At 71.2% G+C, this 15,587-nt stretch carries 15 protein-coding genes and 1 pseudogene; 10 read left to right on the forward strand and 6 right to left on the reverse strand.

Annotated elements, in window-relative coordinates; all coding sequences use genetic code 11:
• Window positions 1-180: 180 nt before the first annotated feature.
• The 3 genes from ACY1JF_RS09525 (at window position 181) to ACY1JF_RS09535 (ending at window position 3,743) form a co-directional block, all read left to right on the forward strand.
• A complete protein-coding gene (locus ACY1JF_RS09525; RefSeq protein ID WP_462704568.1) occupies window positions 181-1,293 on the forward strand; it encodes a LacI family DNA-binding transcriptional regulator in 1,113 nt (370 codons plus the stop codon).
• Between the two features lie 279 nt (window positions 1,294-1,572).
• Window positions 1,573-2,664 (forward strand): metallophosphoesterase, encoded by a 1,092-nt coding sequence (locus tag ACY1JF_RS09530; RefSeq protein WP_462704569.1) that lies wholly within the window; start codon window positions 1,573-1,575, stop codon window positions 2,662-2,664.
• 182 nt (window positions 2,665-2,846) lie between these two features.
• On the forward strand, window positions 2,847-3,743 hold the full coding sequence (locus ACY1JF_RS09535) for a hypothetical protein (protein ID WP_462704570.1): 897 nt from the start codon (window positions 2,847-2,849) through the stop codon (window positions 3,741-3,743).
• A gap of 88 nt (window positions 3,744-3,831) precedes the next feature.
• Here the strand turns inward: ACY1JF_RS09535 and thiC are convergent, their stop codons facing one another.
• Window positions 3,832-5,604 (reverse strand): phosphomethylpyrimidine synthase ThiC, encoded by a 1,773-nt coding sequence (thiC, locus tag ACY1JF_RS09540; protein WP_462704571.1) that lies wholly within the window; start codon window positions 5,602-5,604, stop codon window positions 3,832-3,834.
• A gap of 254 nt (window positions 5,605-5,858) precedes the next feature.
• On the opposite strand from thiC, the gene ACY1JF_RS09545 reads away from it, so the two are divergent.
• Window positions 5,859-7,538 carry a YibE/F family protein gene (locus ACY1JF_RS09545; RefSeq protein WP_462704572.1) on the forward strand — a complete coding sequence of 560 codons (1,680 nt, stop codon included), beginning with the start codon at window positions 5,859-5,861 and terminating at the stop codon, window positions 7,536-7,538.
• A 213-nt stretch (window positions 7,539-7,751) separates the two neighbouring features.
• Here the strand turns inward: ACY1JF_RS09545 and ACY1JF_RS09550 are convergent, their stop codons facing one another.
• The 4 genes from ACY1JF_RS09550 to ACY1JF_RS09565 all read right to left on the reverse strand — a co-directional run bounded on the left by ACY1JF_RS09550 (window position 7,752) and on the right by ACY1JF_RS09565 (window position 10,028).
• Window positions 7,752-8,189 carry an SsgA family sporulation/cell division regulator gene (locus ACY1JF_RS09550; RefSeq protein ID WP_462704573.1) on the reverse strand — a complete coding sequence of 146 codons (438 nt, stop codon included), beginning with the start codon at window positions 8,187-8,189 and terminating at the stop codon, window positions 7,752-7,754.
• A gap of 98 nt (window positions 8,190-8,287) precedes the next feature.
• The gene (locus ACY1JF_RS09555; RefSeq protein WP_462704574.1) at window positions 8,288-9,127 is read right to left on the reverse strand and encodes an IclR family transcriptional regulator; all 840 of its coding nucleotides are present in this window, start codon (window positions 9,125-9,127) and stop codon (window positions 8,288-8,290) included.
• A 192-nt stretch (window positions 9,128-9,319) separates the two neighbouring features.
• Window positions 9,320-9,532: a DUF5326 family protein gene (locus tag ACY1JF_RS09560; protein WP_462704575.1), complete on the reverse strand. Its 213-nt coding sequence runs from the start codon at window positions 9,530-9,532 to the stop codon at window positions 9,320-9,322.
• 178 nt (window positions 9,533-9,710) lie between these two features.
• The gene (locus ACY1JF_RS09565; protein ID WP_215169647.1) at window positions 9,711-10,028 is read right to left on the reverse strand and encodes a cupin domain-containing protein; all 318 of its coding nucleotides are present in this window, start codon (window positions 10,026-10,028) and stop codon (window positions 9,711-9,713) included.
• A gap of 59 nt (window positions 10,029-10,087) precedes the next feature.
• Here ACY1JF_RS09565 and ACY1JF_RS09570 point away from each other — a divergent pair, with 59 nt between their 5' ends.
• The 6 genes from ACY1JF_RS09570 to ACY1JF_RS09595 all read left to right on the forward strand — a co-directional run bounded on the left by ACY1JF_RS09570 (window position 10,088) and on the right by ACY1JF_RS09595 (window position 14,811).
• Window positions 10,088-10,465 carry a phage holin family protein gene (locus tag ACY1JF_RS09570; protein ID WP_462704576.1) on the forward strand — a complete coding sequence of 126 codons (378 nt, stop codon included), beginning with the start codon at window positions 10,088-10,090 and terminating at the stop codon, window positions 10,463-10,465.
• Window positions 10,466-10,469: 4 nt separating this feature from the next.
• A complete protein-coding gene (locus ACY1JF_RS09575) occupies window positions 10,470-10,964 on the forward strand; it encodes a low molecular weight protein-tyrosine-phosphatase (RefSeq protein WP_462704577.1) in 495 nt (164 codons plus the stop codon).
• Window positions 10,961-12,136 carry a cystathionine gamma-lyase gene (locus ACY1JF_RS09580; RefSeq protein WP_462704578.1) on the forward strand — a complete coding sequence of 392 codons (1,176 nt, stop codon included), beginning with the start codon at window positions 10,961-10,963 and terminating at the stop codon, window positions 12,134-12,136. Before ACY1JF_RS09575 ends, ACY1JF_RS09580 begins: the two co-directional genes overlap by 4 nt.
• A 209-nt stretch (window positions 12,137-12,345) precedes the next feature.
• The gene (locus tag ACY1JF_RS09585; protein WP_462704579.1) at window positions 12,346-13,251 is read left to right on the forward strand and encodes a LysR family transcriptional regulator; all 906 of its coding nucleotides are present in this window, start codon (window positions 12,346-12,348) and stop codon (window positions 13,249-13,251) included.
• 62 nt (window positions 13,252-13,313) lie between these two features.
• Window positions 13,314-13,796: an NUDIX domain-containing protein gene (locus tag ACY1JF_RS09590; RefSeq protein WP_462704580.1), complete on the forward strand. Its 483-nt coding sequence runs from the start codon at window positions 13,314-13,316 to the stop codon at window positions 13,794-13,796.
• 148 nt (window positions 13,797-13,944) lie between these two features.
• Window positions 13,945-14,811, forward strand: coding sequence for a GNAT family N-acetyltransferase (locus tag ACY1JF_RS09595; RefSeq protein WP_462704581.1), 867 nt, complete (start codon window positions 13,945-13,947; stop codon window positions 14,809-14,811).
• 469 nt (window positions 14,812-15,280) lie between these two features.
• Here ACY1JF_RS09595 and ACY1JF_RS09600 read toward each other — a convergent pair.
• Window positions 15,281-15,538 (reverse strand): annotated as a pseudogene (locus tag ACY1JF_RS09600) (MFS transporter); the annotation flags it as partial.
• Window positions 15,539-15,587: the final 49 nt, after the last annotated feature.

Below are 15,587 nucleotides of genomic sequence, written 5' to 3' on the forward strand. Positions count from 1 at the left end.
CGCAACATCGCACTCTTGGCAGGCCCGCACGCACTGACACGCTACGTCCGTGGGTCAGAAGTCATAACTGACTTTCATTCAAAGGAAGTTGACCCATCTCGGCCATGCAGAAACGTGCCTGTCAACGCGTGCATATGCGCCCGCCCTACCCCACTCCATGAGCCCTACTATCGGCTCGCCATGACAGCAGCAGGGAAGCACCAGGTGAGCCGCGCGGAAACCTCACGTCGAGGCAGCCGGCCGGGCCGGGCGGGCATCAGAGACGTCGCCGCCGCCGCCGGAGTCTCCATCACGACCGTCTCCGATGCCCTCAACGGCAAGGGCAGGCTCCCGGACGCCACCCGCCGCCATGTCCGCGAGGTCGCCGACCGGCTGGGCTACCGGCCGTCGGCCGCCGCCCGGACGCTGCGCACCGGCAGGTCGGGACTCATCGGCCTGACGGTGACGACATACGGGAATGAACCTTTCACCTTCACGGAGTTCGCGTACTTCGCCGAGATGGCGCGAGCCGCCACGTCGGCCGCGCTGGCCCGCGGCTACGCGCTGGTCATCCTCCCCGCGACCTCCCGCCACGACGTGTGGTCCAACGTCGCCCTGGACGGCACGGTGGTCATCGACCCCTCCGACCAGGACCCGGTCGTCAGCGAACTGGTCCGCCAGGGCCTGCCGGTCGTCTCCGACGGCCGCCCGGCCGGCGCGCTCCCGGTCACGGCCTGGGTGGACAACGACCACGAGGCGGCCGTCCTCGGCATCCTCGACCACCTCGCCGACGCCGGCGCCCGCCGCATCGGCCTGCTCACCGGCACCACCACCGACACCTACACCCATCTGTCGACCACCGCGTACCTGCGCTGGTGCGAGCGCGTCGGCCAGGACCCGGTCTACGAGGCCTACCCGGCGCACGACCCGTGCGCGGGCGCCGTCGCCGCCGACCGGCTGCTCGCCCGCCCCGACCGGCCCGACGCCGTCTACGGCCTCTTCGACCCCAACGGGACCGACCTGCTCGCCGCGGCCCGCCGCTACGGGCTGCGCGTCCCCGACGACCTGCTGCTGGTCTGCTGCAGCGAGTCCACCGTGTACGCCAACACCGAGCCGCCCATCACGACCCTGTCGCTCAAGCCGCGCCGCATCGGCACGGCCGTGGTGCAGCTGCTGATCGACGCCATCGAGAGCGTCGAGTCCAACCGGCCGGTCGAGCAGGTGATACCGACCGAACTGATCGTGCGGACTTCCTCACAGCGCCGGCCGCCCCGCACGACCGTCAGCCCGCCACGCTCACCCGGGGGCCAGTAGGACCGCGGGAGCGCTCCCTCGCGAGGAGGGGCCGCGGGAGCGCTCCCCCTCTCCGGGACCGGAGACGGGCGGGGGAAGAGAGGCCGAGAGGTGACCGTGAGGTGACTGAGGGGCAGGAGAAGAGCGGGCCAATCGGGGCGAAAGCCGCGTCACGACGGGGACCTGTTCCGATTCACCACCCCTGGGTCATCACACAGCGCGATCCGCATTCCTATGATGGGCCCACGACACCGCGGGCCGCTGCGACCAGGCAGTCCGAAGCGGTGCAGGTGCGGCGCGATGGTGGAGGGGTCGATGACTCAGGGGGCCGGTCAGGGACCCGAGGTGGAGCGGACGGCGACGTTGCGCGACTTCCGAGTACCCGCGTACGTCCACGAGACCGGTCCGTACGGCCAGGGCGCGCACCCCGGTGACACCGTCCCGGCGCCCGAGACGGCCGTACCGGAGGGGTACACCCCCACCGAGCGCGACCTGCCCGTCATCGGCCGGCAGGACCCGGCCCAGGTGGCCGCCGAGCCCGTACCGGCGCCTGCGGCGCCGCCCGCCACCGGTCCCGGACCGCTGTACGTCGTGGGTGACGTGCACGGCTATCTCGACGAGCTGGTGGCCGCGCTCCAGGAGCAGCAACTGATCGACGCCGAGGGCCAGTGGTGCGCGGGCACCGCCCGCCTGTGGTTCCTCGGTGACTTCACCGACCGCGGCCCGGACGGCATCGGTGTCATCGACCTGGTGATGCGGCTGTCCGCGGAGGCCGCCGCGGCCGGCGGTTACTGCAAGGCGCTGATGGGCAACCACGAGCTGCTGCTGCTCGGCGCCAAGCGGTTCGGCGACACGCCGGTCAACTCGGGCGCGGGCACCGCCACCTTCCAGGCGGCCTGGCTGCTGAACGGCGGCCAGAAGACCGACATGGACCGCCTCCAGGACCACCATCTGCAGTGGATGGCCCGGCTCGACGCCGTGGAGGAGGTCGACGGTCACCTCCTCGTCCACTCCGACACCACCGCCTACCTCGACTACGGCGGTTCCATCGAAGAGGTCAACGACACCATCCACGACACGCTCACGCGCAACGACGCGGACGAGGTGTGGGACCTCTTCCGCAAGTTCACCAAGCGCTTCTCCTTCCGCGACGAGGGCGGCGCCGACGCCGTGCGCTCACTGCTGGACACCTACGGCGGAACCCGCGTCGTGCACGGGCACAGCCCCATCCCGTATCTGCTCGGCGAGGTCGGGTCCGAGGACGGCGAGGACGACTCCGGTCCGACGGTCGAAGGACCGCATGTCTACGCCGACGGACTCGCCATCGCGATGGACGGCGGCGTGACCATGGCCGGAAAACTGCTGGTCCAGCAATTGCCGATGCCCGACTGAGCGTTCCGGGGACGGCCCGGGCACCGACGGCGGGCACACGGGCCGGCACCCATTTTCTGGAAACCCCCTGTCACCGCGCGGCGTCACCGCTCTACCATCGGCTTATCCGTAGCAGGCTCCCCTCCGTTTCTGCCCGACGGCTCGTCGGCATGCGAGCCCCAAGCCCTACGGAGCATCGGGGGATGCACATGAACAGCGTTCCGCAGTACCTGTTGAACGAGGACCGCCAGGAATACGAGCGGCTTCTCAACGAGGCGCTGCGCTCCGCACCACACCGTCCGGAACTGGCCGCTGTGGGGCAGCGGCTCAGCCCGGAGCAACTGCGCGCCATGGCGCTCAGCGCCACCGCCCTGATCACCGCGGCGGCGGCGACCGAGTACCAGCACTACGTGAAGGTCCGCGAGGAACTGCGTCACCCGGCACCGTCCGTCTCGCCGGCGTCCGCCCGCGAACCGGGCACCGCCGAGTCCGGTACGCACTCGACGGGGATCACCGCCACCATGGGCGAGGCCGCCGAGACCGCCGGCGCGGGCGCGGGCGCCGTCGTCACGGTGCTGGCTCCCGTCCTGACCGGTACCGCCGCCGCGATCTTCCTGCTCGTCGGGTACGCGCTGAGGATGATCGCGCCGAAGCAGGCGTTCGCCCGCACCATGCTCACCGCCGGGTGGGTGTTCGGCGCCCTGACCGCGATCACCGTCCTCGTGGCCGCCGTCGGTCTGCTGACCACCGCGCTGCGCAACCGTCCCTCGGCCGAGGCCGCGGCGTACGGCGAACGCGACGGCGAGGTGAGGCGGGCCAGGGAAGCCTGGCGTACGGCCCTGCTGGAGCAGGGCATCGTGCCGTTCCTGCGGGACGCCCTGGCCGACCCGGCCGCGGCGTCGGCGGCGACGGCCGGCGGTACGGCACCGCCGACGCCGCCCGCACCGCCCGCGCCGTCCGGCCGGATGCCGCGACTCGGCTACGGCCGTCCCGGGTTCAGCAGCCCCGAGGGGGGTTCGGCCACCGGTCCGCGCCCGAGCTACTCCAGCCCGGACTACTCCAGCCCGGACTTCGGCGGCCCGGAACACCGGCCCGAGTGACCGCCGGGGTGCGCTCTCCGGCGGGCAGGACCCGCCCCGGGGGAGCGCACGCCGGTGGCGCACCGGGTGGACGCCTCCGCCTGCCCCGTCAGTCCGCGATCGGCAGGTAGACGCGGTTGCCCGCCTCCGCGAACTCCTTCGCCTTCTGAGCCATGCCCGCCTCGATCTCCCCCTTGCCGCCACCGTGCTCGCGACGGATGTCCTGCGATATCTTCATCGAACAGAATTTCGGCCCGCACATGGAGCAGAAGTGGGCCGTCTTCGCGGGCTCCGCCGGCAGCGTCTCGTCGTGGAACTCCCGTGCCGTGTCCGGGTCCAGGGCGAGGTTGAACTGGTCCTCCCACCGGAACTCGAACCGGGCGTCGGACAGCGCGTCGTCCCATTCCCGCGCACCCGGGTGCCCCTTGGCGAGGTCGGCGGCATGAGCGGCGATCTTGTAGGTGATGACCCCGGTCTTGACGTCGTCGCGGTCGGGCAGGCCCAGGTGCTCCTTGGGCGTGACGTAGCAGAGCATGGCCGTGCCCCACCAGGCGATCATCGCGGCGCCGATGCCGGAGGTGATGTGGTCGTAGGCCGGCGCGATATCGGTGGTCAGCGGGCCGAGCGTATAGAACGGAGCCTCATCGCAGATCTCCTGCTGAAGGTCGATGTTCTCCTTGATCTTGTGCATCGGGACATGTCCCGGTCCCTCGATCATGGTCTGTACGTCGAAACGCTTCGCGATCCGGTTGAGTTCCCCGAGCGTGCGCAACTCCGCGAACTGCGCCTCGTCGTTGGCGTCCGCGATCGACCCCGGCCGGAGGCCGTCGCCGAGCGAGTACGTGACGTCGTAGGCGGCGAGGATCTCGCACAGCTCCTCGAAGTGCTCGTACAGGAACGACTCCTTGTGGTGCGCCAGGCACCAGGCCGCCATGATCGAGCCGCCGCGCGAGACGATGCCGGTCTTCCGGTTGGCGGTCAGCGGTACGTACGGCAGGCGCACGCCCGCGTGGACCGTCATGTAGTCCACGCCCTGCTCGGCCTGTTCGATGACCGTGTCCTTGTAGACCTCCCAGGTCAGCTCCTCCGCCCTGCCGTCGACCTTTTCGAGGGCCTGGTAGAGGGGGACCGTGCCGATGGGCACGGGGGAGTTGCGCAGCACCCACTCGCGGGTGGTGTGGATGTTGCGGCCGGTGGAGAGGTCCATGACCGTGTCGGCGCCCCAGCGGGTCGCCCAGGTCATCTTCTCGACCTCCTCCTCGATGGAGGAGGTCACCGCCGAGTTGCCGATGTTGGCGTTGACCTTCACCAGGAACCGCTTGCCGATGATCATCGGCTCGATCTCCGGGTGGTTGACGTTGGCCGGCAGCACCGCCCGTCCCGCCGCGATCTCCTCGCGCACGACCTCCGGTGAGACGTTCTCCCGGATCGCCACGTACTCCATCTCGGGGGTGATCTCGCCGCGGCGTGCGTACGCGAGCTGGGTCACCGCCTGCCCGCCGCGGGCACGCCGGGGCTGACGCGGGCGTCCGGGGAAGACCGCGTCCAGGTTGCGCAGTCCCCCGCGCGGAGAGGTGTGCTTGATGCCGTCGTCCTCGGGGCGGACGGGCCGGCCCGTGTACTCCTCGGTGTCGCCGCGGGCGACGATCCAGTTCTCGCGCAGCGGGGGCAGTCCCCTGCGCACATCGGTGTCGACGAGCGGATCGGTGTACGGGCCCGACGTGTCGTACAGCGTGACCGACCGGCCATTGGTGAGATGCACCTGACGGACCGGCACCCGCAGGTCGGAGCGTGAGCCCTCGACATACGCCTTGTGCCAGCCGATGGACGTCCCGGCCTCGTTCCGCGCGGAGGCAGGCGTGCGTGCGTCCTTGATGGTCATGAGACCTACTCCCTACGCCGGCATTACCCGGTAACAGGTTCAGCGGTCGACGCAGCGGTATCCGTCCGCCGACGTTCCGTGGGGAACATCACTCGACTTCGGTGATGTTTCCCGTGAAACATCGCTGGGACGGAGGTCAGCGCCCTCTCAGCCCGGTGCTCCGAGCTCCCGCGTGTACAAAAGGTGCCCCCACGCTAGCGTCAATTCGGGCGCGGTGAACAGATGGCCCCCTTCGTTCTTGCGATGATCGGGCCGTGACCACGACGCAGCATCCCCCCTTCCCTCCTCCCGAACCACGCCGCGGACCGGGCACGGCAGGCGATGACGGCGGCCGTGCCCGGAGCGGTGACGGCCTCTCCTCCACGGGCCCCGGACAGGGCCAGGAGCCCGTCCGGGCACGGGAACAGGGGCACGGCCGCGGGCACGTCCAGGGGCACATCCAGGGGCACGGGGAGGGGTTCGGGCACGGGCAGGGGCAGGAACTCGGGCGGAAACAGGAGTACGGACAGGGGAGCCCGAACGCGGGGGCGGGCGGAGGACAAGGCCCTGGGCCCGGTGGCGGCGGGGGGCACGGTCCCGGGGACGGCGGTCACGGCCCGGTAGGTGGTGGACACGGCCCCGTAGGTGGTGGGCACGGGCACTCGCACAGCCATGGTCCGGCGGCCCCCGTCTCCCTGCGTCTGCGCAAGGTCATCGCGGCGGTCCTGGTCCCCTTCGCCGCGGCCGTCGTGGTGGGGCTGGCCCTGCTGTGGCCGGGCGGGGCTCCGGAGCACGAACGCACCGGGGTCGGGTTCGACCGGCAGACGCAGCAGGCCACGGTCACCAAGGTGACGGCGATGAGCTGCCAGGACGTGAACGGCTCCACCCTGCCCTCCACCGGTGACACCTCCACCGCGGAGGGCTCCTCGGCGCAGCAGCAGGAGAACGGCACCTGCAAGAAGGCGACGATCCGGGTCGACACCGGCAAGGACAAGGGCCGTACGTTCACCGAGGTCGTGCAGCCCGACCAGTCCCGGCAGCTGAGCCAGGGCCAGGAGGTCGTGGTTTCCTACGAGCCCTCCGCGCCGAAGGACCTGCAGTACTCGGTCTCCGACATCGACCGCGAGTTCCCGATGGCACTGCTCGCCGGGGTCTTCGCCCTCGCCGTCGTGATCGTGGGGCGGCTGCGGGGCGTGATGGCGCTGGTCGCGCTGGCCATCAGCTTCCTGGTGCTCAACTTCTTCGTCCTGCCCGCGATCCTGCAGGGCTCGAACCCGCTGCTCGTGGCCGTGATCGGGTCGAGCGCGATCATGCTGATCGCCCTGTATCTGTGCCACGGGCTGTCGGCCCGTACGTCCGTGGCGGTGCTCGGCACCCTGGTCTCGCTGGTGCTGATCGGCGTTCTCGGTTCGCTCTTCATCGGCTGGGCCGCGCTGACCGGGGACACCGACGACAACACCGGCCTGATCCACGGCCTGTACCCGTCGATCGACATGAGCGGTCTGCTGCTGGCGGGGGTCATCATCGGTTCGCTCGGTGTGCTGGACGACGTGACGGTGACGCAGACGTCGGCGGTCTGGGAGCTGCACGAGGCCAATCCGACGATGGGCCGGCGGGGTCTGTACCGCGCGGGCATCCGGATCGGCCGGGACCACATCGCGTCCGTCGTCAACACGCTCGTCCTCGCCTACGCGGGTGCCGCGCTGCCGCTGCTCCTGCTGTTCTCGATCGCGCAGAGCAGCGTCGGCTCGGTCGCCAACAGCGAGCTGGTCGCGGAGGAGATCGTGCGCACGCTGGTCGGTTCGATCGGCCTGGTGGCGTCGGTACCGGTCACGACCGCTCTCGCGGCGCTGGTCGTCTCGGCCGACCGGCCGGGCCCCGGCACCGGCGAAACCCCTGCGGGGGCTGCCCCGGCCATGGCTCGCGGAGGACGGGGACGCCGCCGTAAGCGGTGAGCGGCGAGCGGCGAGCGGCGAGCGGCGAGCGGTGGGGGGAATCACGTATGCGGGTGGAGCCGTCGCCGTGAGCGGGGAGGGCGATCACGTATGCGGGCGAGGACGCCGCCGTGCGCGGTGGCGCCACCGCGGGGCCGCTCCGCAGGATCGTTCCGGCGCGGTGGCCGCCGCCCGGCGAAGCGTTACGCCACCGCTCGAAGCCGTCGGAACGCCTCAGCCCGCGCTCTGTTCCTCGGCCAGGATGCGGTCCAGCGCCTCGTCGAGGTGAGCGTCGAAGTCGGCGAGCATCCCCTCCTGGCCCAGCGGCACCAGCTTGTCGGTGCGGTCGAGGAAGGCCACGAGCGGCGCCGCCGAGGAGCGGAACAGGGCCCGGTCGGCACCGACCTGGAGACGGATCAGCACCTCGGTCAGGGGCTCGGGGTCGACCGGCGAGATGCGCACATCGCCGTCGCCGCAGGGCCGGCCGACCCCGTCGATCAGCAGCTCACGCCCGAAGGCCCAGGTCACCGGGGCGTCACCGGGCAGGTGGAAGGTCAGTCGCACGGCGTAGGGATCACTGGTCTCGTAGCGCAGCTCCACCGGGATACGGAAGGAGAGCTCCTCGGAGACGAGAAAGCTCATCATGACCTCTGCCTGTACGGACTCACGCATCGCATACCCCGTCATTCGCCGTCGACTGGCCGGGAATCAACCTCTAACACTGGTGGCATCTTGCTGAACGTACACACCAGATCACAAGGAGTTAGTTTTCACATGCTGATAGAGAGCGAGAACGACCCCAGGAGCCGCCCCACCTCGCCCTGCAACTGATGCAGGGCCGGCAGCAGCCGGTCGGCCTGGCGCACGGGCAGGGAGATGGCGACGGTCGTCGCCGTGCTGCCGACGGTGAGCGGGATCGCCCCGCACACCGTGCCCAGCGCGTACTCCTGGTACTCGGTCACCGGTGCGGTACGGCCCACGCGCTCCAGCCGCTTCAGCAGGCTGTGCTCGTCGCGCACGGTGTACCGGGTGACGGGCCGCACCGGATGGCGCTCCAGGTGGTCCCGCCGGCCCTCCTCGTCCAGTTGTGCCAGCAGGCACTGTCCGACCGCGTGCGCGTGCGCGGTCTCGCGGAAGTCCGCCCACTGCTCGACCGCGGGAGCGCCCGGCGTGTCGGCGACACACAGGATGTCGATCTCCCCGTCGCGGTACATCGCGTAGTACACGGGGGCGCCGATCGTCTCGCTCAGCCCCGCGAGGGCCTCCGCCAGCGTGCTGCGACGTTTCTGCTGTGTTCCGCTGCTGCTCAGCCGTTCGGCCGCGTCACCGAGGAAGAACAGGCCCTTGTCGCGGCGCAGGTAGCCCTCGTGCACCAGGGTGCGCAGCAGGTGGTACGCCGTGGGCAGGGCCAGCCCGGTCTCCCGGGCCAGTTGCTTGGCGGGGGCGCCGTACCGGTGCCCCGCCACGCACTCCAGCAGGCGCATCGCCCGCTGTACGGAGCCGATGAGGGTTTTGGAGGATGGGCCCGGGGCCTCCGCAGTGGGCGCCGCGGGGCGGGGCTGTGCGGGGAGCGCGGGCGGATGGACGGGTGCGGTGTCAGCCGTGGCCAAGGGTCACTCCCGGAGCGAGGGGGCAGCCGTTGCGGGGAACACGGGTGGGGGTGTACGCCGCTGCGGGGTCGCCCCCGCCTGGAGTTCCGGACTTTAACCGCCTGTCACCGCTCGCAGGCGGCCTGCCCGGGAAATGTCCCTCGCGCGAGGGAACCGACGGTTCCCGTCACCCCCACCGGTGCCCCACCGGCCTCACCAGTCGCCGCGCGAGGAGGAACTCGACATGAACTTGCGCACGATGTAGATAAGTCCGCCGACCAGGGCCACGAAGACCAGCACCTTGAAGAGCAGCCCGATCACGAAGGTGGCCACGCTGGCGATCATGCCGCCGAACACGACCAGGGCGATGGCCGGCACCGCGATCCACTTCACCCACCACGGCAGTTCCCCGAAGATCTCACGCATCGCCCTCGTCCTCGTCTCTCCCGTTCCCGGGGGACCTCCCGGTGTCCGGGAATCCTGATGTCCTGCACCCGATGCTAGGCGGCGGATGTCCGGCACGGGGGCCCGGCAGCCCTTGTCCTCCCCTGACCGTTCCCCTAGGGAACCCGCGGACCGCGGCTCGGCCCCCGGGCCGTCCGGGTCAGCCCTCGGGCGGCGAGAAGACCACCAGCACCCTGAGGTCCTCACTGATGTGGTGGAACTTGTGGGCGACCCCGGCCGGCACGTACACCACGCTGCCGCGGGCCACCTCGGTCGTCTCCATGCCGACGGTGATCGCGGCCCGGCCGCTGACGACGAAGTACACCTCGTCCTGCGCGTGCGGCTGCTGCGGGTCGGAGGTCCCCGCGTCGAGCGCGTACAGCCCGACCGACATGTTCCGCTCCCGCAGGAACTGCAGGTAGGCACCGTCGTTGGCGGCGCGCTCCGCCTCCAGTTCGTCCAGCCGGAATGCCTTCATCGCCTCGTCCGCCCCTGCTTCACCATTGGTTGCCGATCGTGTCTGCCACGATCAGACACATGAAGAATTTCCTAGTCAAGACGGTCGCCAACGCGGCGGCCCTGGCGGTCGCGGTGTGGCTCATCGACAAGATCACACTGACCGGGGGCGGCACCGGCGAGAAGACCACCACGCTGATCCTCGTCGCGCTGGTCTTCGGCCTGGTGAACCTTCTGGTGAAGCCGGTCGTCCAGGTGCTGACGTTTCCGTTGTTCGTCCTGACCCTCGGCCTGTTCACCCTGGTGGTGAACGCGCTGATGCTGCTGCTCACCTCATGGCTGGCCGACGCGCTCGACCTCAGCTTCCATGTGGAGGGGTTCTGGACCGCCGTCCTCGGCGGCCTGATCGTCTCGATCGTCTCCTGGGCCCTGAACGTGGTCCTGCCCGACAAGGACTGACTCCATGACCTACCGCGTCTGTTTCGTCTGCAGCGGCAACATCTGCCGCTCTCCGATGGCCGAGGCCGTCTTCCACGCGCGCGTGGCGGACGCCGGGCTCGACGGCCTGGTCGAGGCCGACAGCGCCGGCACCGGCGGCTGGCACGAGGGCGAGGGCGCGGACCCGCGCGCCATGGACGTCCTGGCGGCCGGCGGTTACACCCTCGACCACACGGCCCGGCGGTTCCACGCCTCCTGGTTCTCCCGCCTGGACCTCGTCATCGCCCTCGACTCCGGCCACCTCGGGGCGCTGCGCCGGCTGGCGCCCACCGAGCAGGACGCGGCCAAGGTGCGCCTGCTGCGGTCCTACGATCCCGACGCCCGCGCCGACGACCTCGACGTGCCCGACCCGTACTACGGGGGCCTGGACGGCTTCGAGGAGTGCCTTGAGATGGTGGAGGCGGCGAGCGACGGTCTGCTCGCCGCCGTACGTGAGCAAGTGGAAGGACAGGCGGCATGAGTGATTCCGCTCCCCATGGGCGCGATTCCGCAGAGGCGGCGCTGCCGAGGAACGCCGGTGACGGCACGCGCGCCGTGCGCGCCGGGCTGCCCGAGCCGGTCAAGCACGAGCCGACCCTGCCCGGCCCGGTCTTCGCCGCCCACTTCCACCTGCCGGGTGACCCCACGGGTCCGTACACGTACGGCCGCGACGAGAACCCGACCTGGACGCTGCTGGAGAGCGCCATCGGCGGGCTGGAGGCACCGGGCCGCGACGACGTGGAGACGCTCGTGTTCGCCTCGGGCATGGCGGCGATCTCCTCGGTGCTCTTCTCCCAGCTGCGCGCCGGGGACGCGCTCGTGCTGCCCGACGACGGCTACCAGGCGCTGCCCCTGGTGCGCGCGCAGCTGGAGGCCTACGGCATCGAGGTGCGCACCGCGCCGACCGGCGGGGACGCCCAGCTCGACGTGCTGGACGGGGCGAGGCTGCTGTGGATCGAGTCGCCCTCCAACCCCGGCCTGGACGTCTGCGACATCCGGCGGCTCGCCGAGGCGGCACGCGCGCGTGGCGCGCTGGTCGCCGTCGACAACACCCTCGCCACGCCGCTGGGGCAGCGCCCGCTGGAGCTCGGCGCGGACTTCGTGGTGGCCAGCGGCACCAAGCAGCTCACCGGCCACGGCGACATCCTCCTGGGGTACGTCGCCGGCCGCGGTGGCGAGGCCATGACCGCGGTACGGCGCTGGCGCAAGATCGTCGGCGCGGTCCCCGGCCCCATGGAGGCGTGGCTCGCCCACCGCTCGCTCGCCACCCTCCAGCTGCGCGCCGACCGGCAGAACGCCACCGCGCTGAAGGTCGCCGAGGTCCTGCGGACCCGGCCGGAGGTCACCGGGCTGCGGTACCCGGGGCTGCCCGGCGACCCGTCGCACGAGATCGCCTCGCGGCAGATGCGCCGCTACGGATGCGTGGTGTCCTTCACGCTGCCCACGCGCGCGCGTGCCGATCGTTTCCTGGACGCGCTGCGCCTGGTGGACGACGCGACGAGCTTCGGCGGCGTACGGTCCACGGCGGAGCGGCGCGGGCGGTGGGGCGGTGACGCGGTACCGGAGGGCTTCGTCCGCCTGTCGGTCGGTGCCGAGGACCCGGAGGATCTGGTGGCCGATCTGCTGCGGGCGCTGGACGTGTCCGTGGACTGACCTGGCCGTGTCCCGGGCGGGGCGGGCGGTCCGGGCCTCCCCCCTCGTGGCTCGGACCGCCCTCGGTTCCGCGCGCGAAGAACCTCGTGCACAAGGCTAGTTGACTCTGTGTCAGTGTCCAATCACAGTAGCGACAGGGTCCTATCGACATATTTATAGTTGGGCGGTGCCGAGGGGCCGGGGAAGGGCGGAAGAGGGGAAGGGTTTTCGTGGATCTGGCCTTGCTGCGGACATTCGTGACGGTGCACCGGGCCGGTTCCTTCACCCGTGCCGCTGCTCTGCTCGGCCTCTCCCAGCCCGCCGTCACCTCCCAGATCCGAACGCTGGAACGTCAGTTGGGCCGGCCGCTCTTCCTGCGCCAGGCCCGCGGCGTGACCCCCACGACCATCGGTGACGAACTGGCGCACAAGGCCGCACCCCACCTCGACGCCTTGGTCGAGATAGCCGAGACCGGCCTCGACGACGAGTCGTCCTTACGGACGCTGCACCTTGCCGGCCCCCCTGAGTTCACCGCCGAGCGGGCCCTGCCCGCGCTCACGGAGCTCACCGGCGGGGACAGCCAGGGTTTCGCCCTGCGCGCCTCTTTCGGCAACGCGGACGAGACGCTGGAGGGGCTGGCCGCCGGACATCATGATCTGGCCATCAGCACGGCCCGTCCGCGCGGTGCTCTGCTCACGGCGACTCCGCTCTGCGACGAGGAACACGTCCTGGTCGCCGCCCCCCGCTGGGCCGAGCGGATCGGTGCCGCCCAGCGGGCCGGCGCCAAAACCTCCGCGTTGGAGCGCGTCCCCGTGGTCGAGGTGCATGAGTCGCTGCCCTTCGTGGCCCGCTACTGGGCCTCCGTCTTCGACGCGTCTCCGACCGCTCCAGGGACGATCATCGTCCCCGACCTGCGGGCGGTGCTCGCCTGTTCCGTCGCGGGTGCCGGACTGGCGGTACTGCCCCGTTACCTGGGCGCCGAGGCGCTGCTCCGCGGTGACCTGGTCTGCCTGCATGACCCGGCGGTGCCGCCGCTGCGGACGTACTTCCTGGCGGTGCGCACCGGCACGCTGGCGATGCCGCACATCGCACGGGCCCATGAGTGGCTGTTGCAGGCTGCCGCCGACTGGGACTGAGCGGCCCGGCCGGGAGCGTCCCGCGATGTTTCACGTGGAACCGGCCGGGCCACATTTCCCCCATGACCGACCGACCCGTGGTCAAGCGCACCGCCCGTGCCGTGCTCCTGGACGGTGCCGACCTGATCCTGATCAAGCGCACCAAGCCTGGTGTGGATCCCTACTGGGTCACCCCCGGCGGCGGAGTCGAGCCGGAGGACTCGACCGTCGTCGACGCCCTGCACCGCGAGGTGCACGAGGAACTCGGCGCCAAGATCACCGACGTGGTGCCCTGTTTCGTGGACACGGTGGAGCACATCGGCGAAGACGGCGGCGCGACGGGCGTGAAGGTGCAGCACTTCTTCGTCTGCCGGCTGGAGTCCATGGACCCGGCCCTGCGCCATGGCCCCGAGGTCGAGGAGCCGGCCGGGGAGTACGAGATCGTCCGGGTGCCGTTCACACGGGTCGGTATCGCCTCGGTCCACCTCGTCCCGCTGTCCCTGCGGCACTATCTGGACGGCAACATCGAGGGGGTACGTGCCCTGCACGCCCCGGACCTGGGCTGAGACCGGCCCGCTCAGTCCCCCGCGCCGAGGTGGAGTTCCGCCGCGGGACCACCTGGCCGGACGCGCCTCCCACGACAAGTCCGAAAGCCCGTGGGTCCCGCCGGAAACAGGTGGACGGCGGAGGCCGCCGTCGGACAGCCTGATCCGCGTGCCGACTCCTTCGCTCGCCGCCCTGCCGATCCGACGCCTGACCTTCCGCGATCTCGCCGCGTGCGCCGATCTCTCCGAGGACCGCGGCCGGCCCCGCGAAGAACACAAGTGGGGCCTGCTCCTCACGGCCGGGAAGGGGTACGGCATCGACGATCCCGGTGGCGGACTGGTAGCCGCCTGCACCGTCACCGAGTACGGCCCTCCCGGGCGTCCGGTACTCGCGGCCGTCGGCATGGTGCTGGTCGCCGCACGGCACGCCCGCCGGGGAGTCGGACGCCGGCTCATGCGCCACATCATGTCGACGACGGCTCCCACGCCGCTGACCTTGCACGCGACACCGAGCGGACGGCCGCTCCAGGAAGAGCTGGGCTTCAAGGTCACCGGCAGCGCGGAAATGGTCCGCGGACGCTTCACGCCCGGCAGCCCCGCGTCCGGGATCGCCACGCGCGCGGCCACGGCCGACGACCTGACCTCGGTACTGCGGCTCGACGAGGAGGTCTTCGGAGCGGATCGCACGCACATCCTCGCGCGGCTGCCCGCCTTCGCCGACCGGTTCCGGGTCGCGGAGGAGAACGGCCGGCTCATCGGCTACGCCGCGGCCTGGCCCAACACGGACAGTCATGTCGTGGGCCCGCTCATCGCCCGTGACACGGAGACGGCCAAGGCCCTGTTCGCCTCCCTCGCCGCGCGGATCGACGGCCCGCTGTGCACGGACATCGATGTGCGGCACGGGGAACTGCTGGCCTGGGCCAAGGCCCACGGCCTGTCGTCCGTCGCCCACAGCGCCGTGATGACCCATGGCATCACGGAGCTGCCGGGGGACTGGAACCGCCGGTTCGCTCCGCTGACGGTGGCGGCCGGCTGACCTGGTCCGGCCCGCCCGGCGAACGGGGCCGGGCCAAAGGCGCACCGGTCCGTGAACCGTGCGGCCCGGTCCGTCCGTCGGTCCGCCCGTCAGGACGTCAGACCGTTGGGACGCCAGGCCGTCAGGCCGCCAGGCTTCAGGCCGGGAAGTGCTCGGCGACCGAGGTGAAGGCGTGGTCCTCCTCCGGGCCCCGTCGCCGACACCGATGGCGCCGATCAGCCAGGCGTCGTGCTGGGTCGGCACACCGCCCGCGATGAACAACGGCGGCCGGTCCAGCACGGTGGGCGGCGTGCGGAAGGCGCCCCGGACCGGACCGCCTCGACCAGGTCGCCGGTGGTGGTGCTCACAGGGCTCCTCCTTCGGCGTGGGTTCCTTACGGGGGAGGAACCGCGGGGCCCGTTGCGTGCGGGGTCCCGCGACCGCCTCGGCCGGGAGACCGGGGCGGGGAACCGGTGGCGGGAGCCGTGCGGTGGACGGCGGTCCGCGCCTCGGCCGGCGGGGAGCCCGCGACAACGGCGCTGGGAGCACCGGCGTGCCGTTCGAGCGCGAGCGGGAGAGGGACGAGGACCAGGGCCGCCGCGTCCAGGACGGCACCCACCAGGTTCGGGGCTGCGCAACCGGAGCCGACGGCGATGACGAGCCCACCGAGCCAGGCGGACAGCGCGTTGCCCAGGCTGAAGGCAGCGATGTCCACGGCGGAGACCAGGACCGGTGTCCCGTGCCTCTGAATCCGGGGCGGTCATCACCATGGCGAGCAGGAACTCGGCCGGTCCGGT

The sequence above is a fragment of the Streptomyces sp. SYSU D01066-1 genome, from assembly GCF_054956795.1.

Bases quoted from the DNA above. Each gene is read 5' to 3' on its own strand.
- ACY1JF_RS09530 (WP_462704569.1), top strand. From the start codon at position 1,573: ATGGTGGAGGGGTCGATGACTCAGGGGGCCGGTCAGGGACCCGAGGTG.
- ACY1JF_RS09570 (WP_462704576.1), top strand. From the start codon at position 10,088: ATGAAGAATTTCCTAGTCAAGACGGTCGCCAACGCGGCGGCCCTGGCG.
- ACY1JF_RS09550 (WP_462704573.1), bottom strand. From the start codon at position 8,189: ATGCGTGAGTCCGTACAGGCAGAGGTCATGATGAGCTTTCTCGTCTCC.
- ACY1JF_RS09580 (WP_462704578.1), top strand. From the start codon at position 10,961: ATGAGTGATTCCGCTCCCCATGGGCGCGATTCCGCAGAGGCGGCGCTG.
- ACY1JF_RS09525 (WP_462704568.1), top strand. From the start codon at position 181: ATGACAGCAGCAGGGAAGCACCAGGTGAGCCGCGCGGAAACCTCACGT.
- ACY1JF_RS09575 (WP_462704577.1), top strand. From the start codon at position 10,470: ATGACCTACCGCGTCTGTTTCGTCTGCAGCGGCAACATCTGCCGCTCT.
- ACY1JF_RS09590 (WP_462704580.1), top strand. From the start codon at position 13,314: ATGACCGACCGACCCGTGGTCAAGCGCACCGCCCGTGCCGTGCTCCTG.
- ACY1JF_RS09535 (WP_462704570.1), top strand. From the start codon at position 2,847: ATGCACATGAACAGCGTTCCGCAGTACCTGTTGAACGAGGACCGCCAG.
- thiC (WP_462704571.1), bottom strand. From the start codon at position 5,604: ATGACCATCAAGGACGCACGCACGCCTGCCTCCGCGCGGAACGAGGCC.
- ACY1JF_RS09565 (WP_215169647.1), bottom strand. From the start codon at position 10,028: ATGAAGGCATTCCGGCTGGACGAACTGGAGGCGGAGCGCGCCGCCAAC.
- ACY1JF_RS09560 (WP_462704575.1), bottom strand. From the start codon at position 9,532: ATGCGTGAGATCTTCGGGGAACTGCCGTGGTGGGTGAAGTGGATCGCG.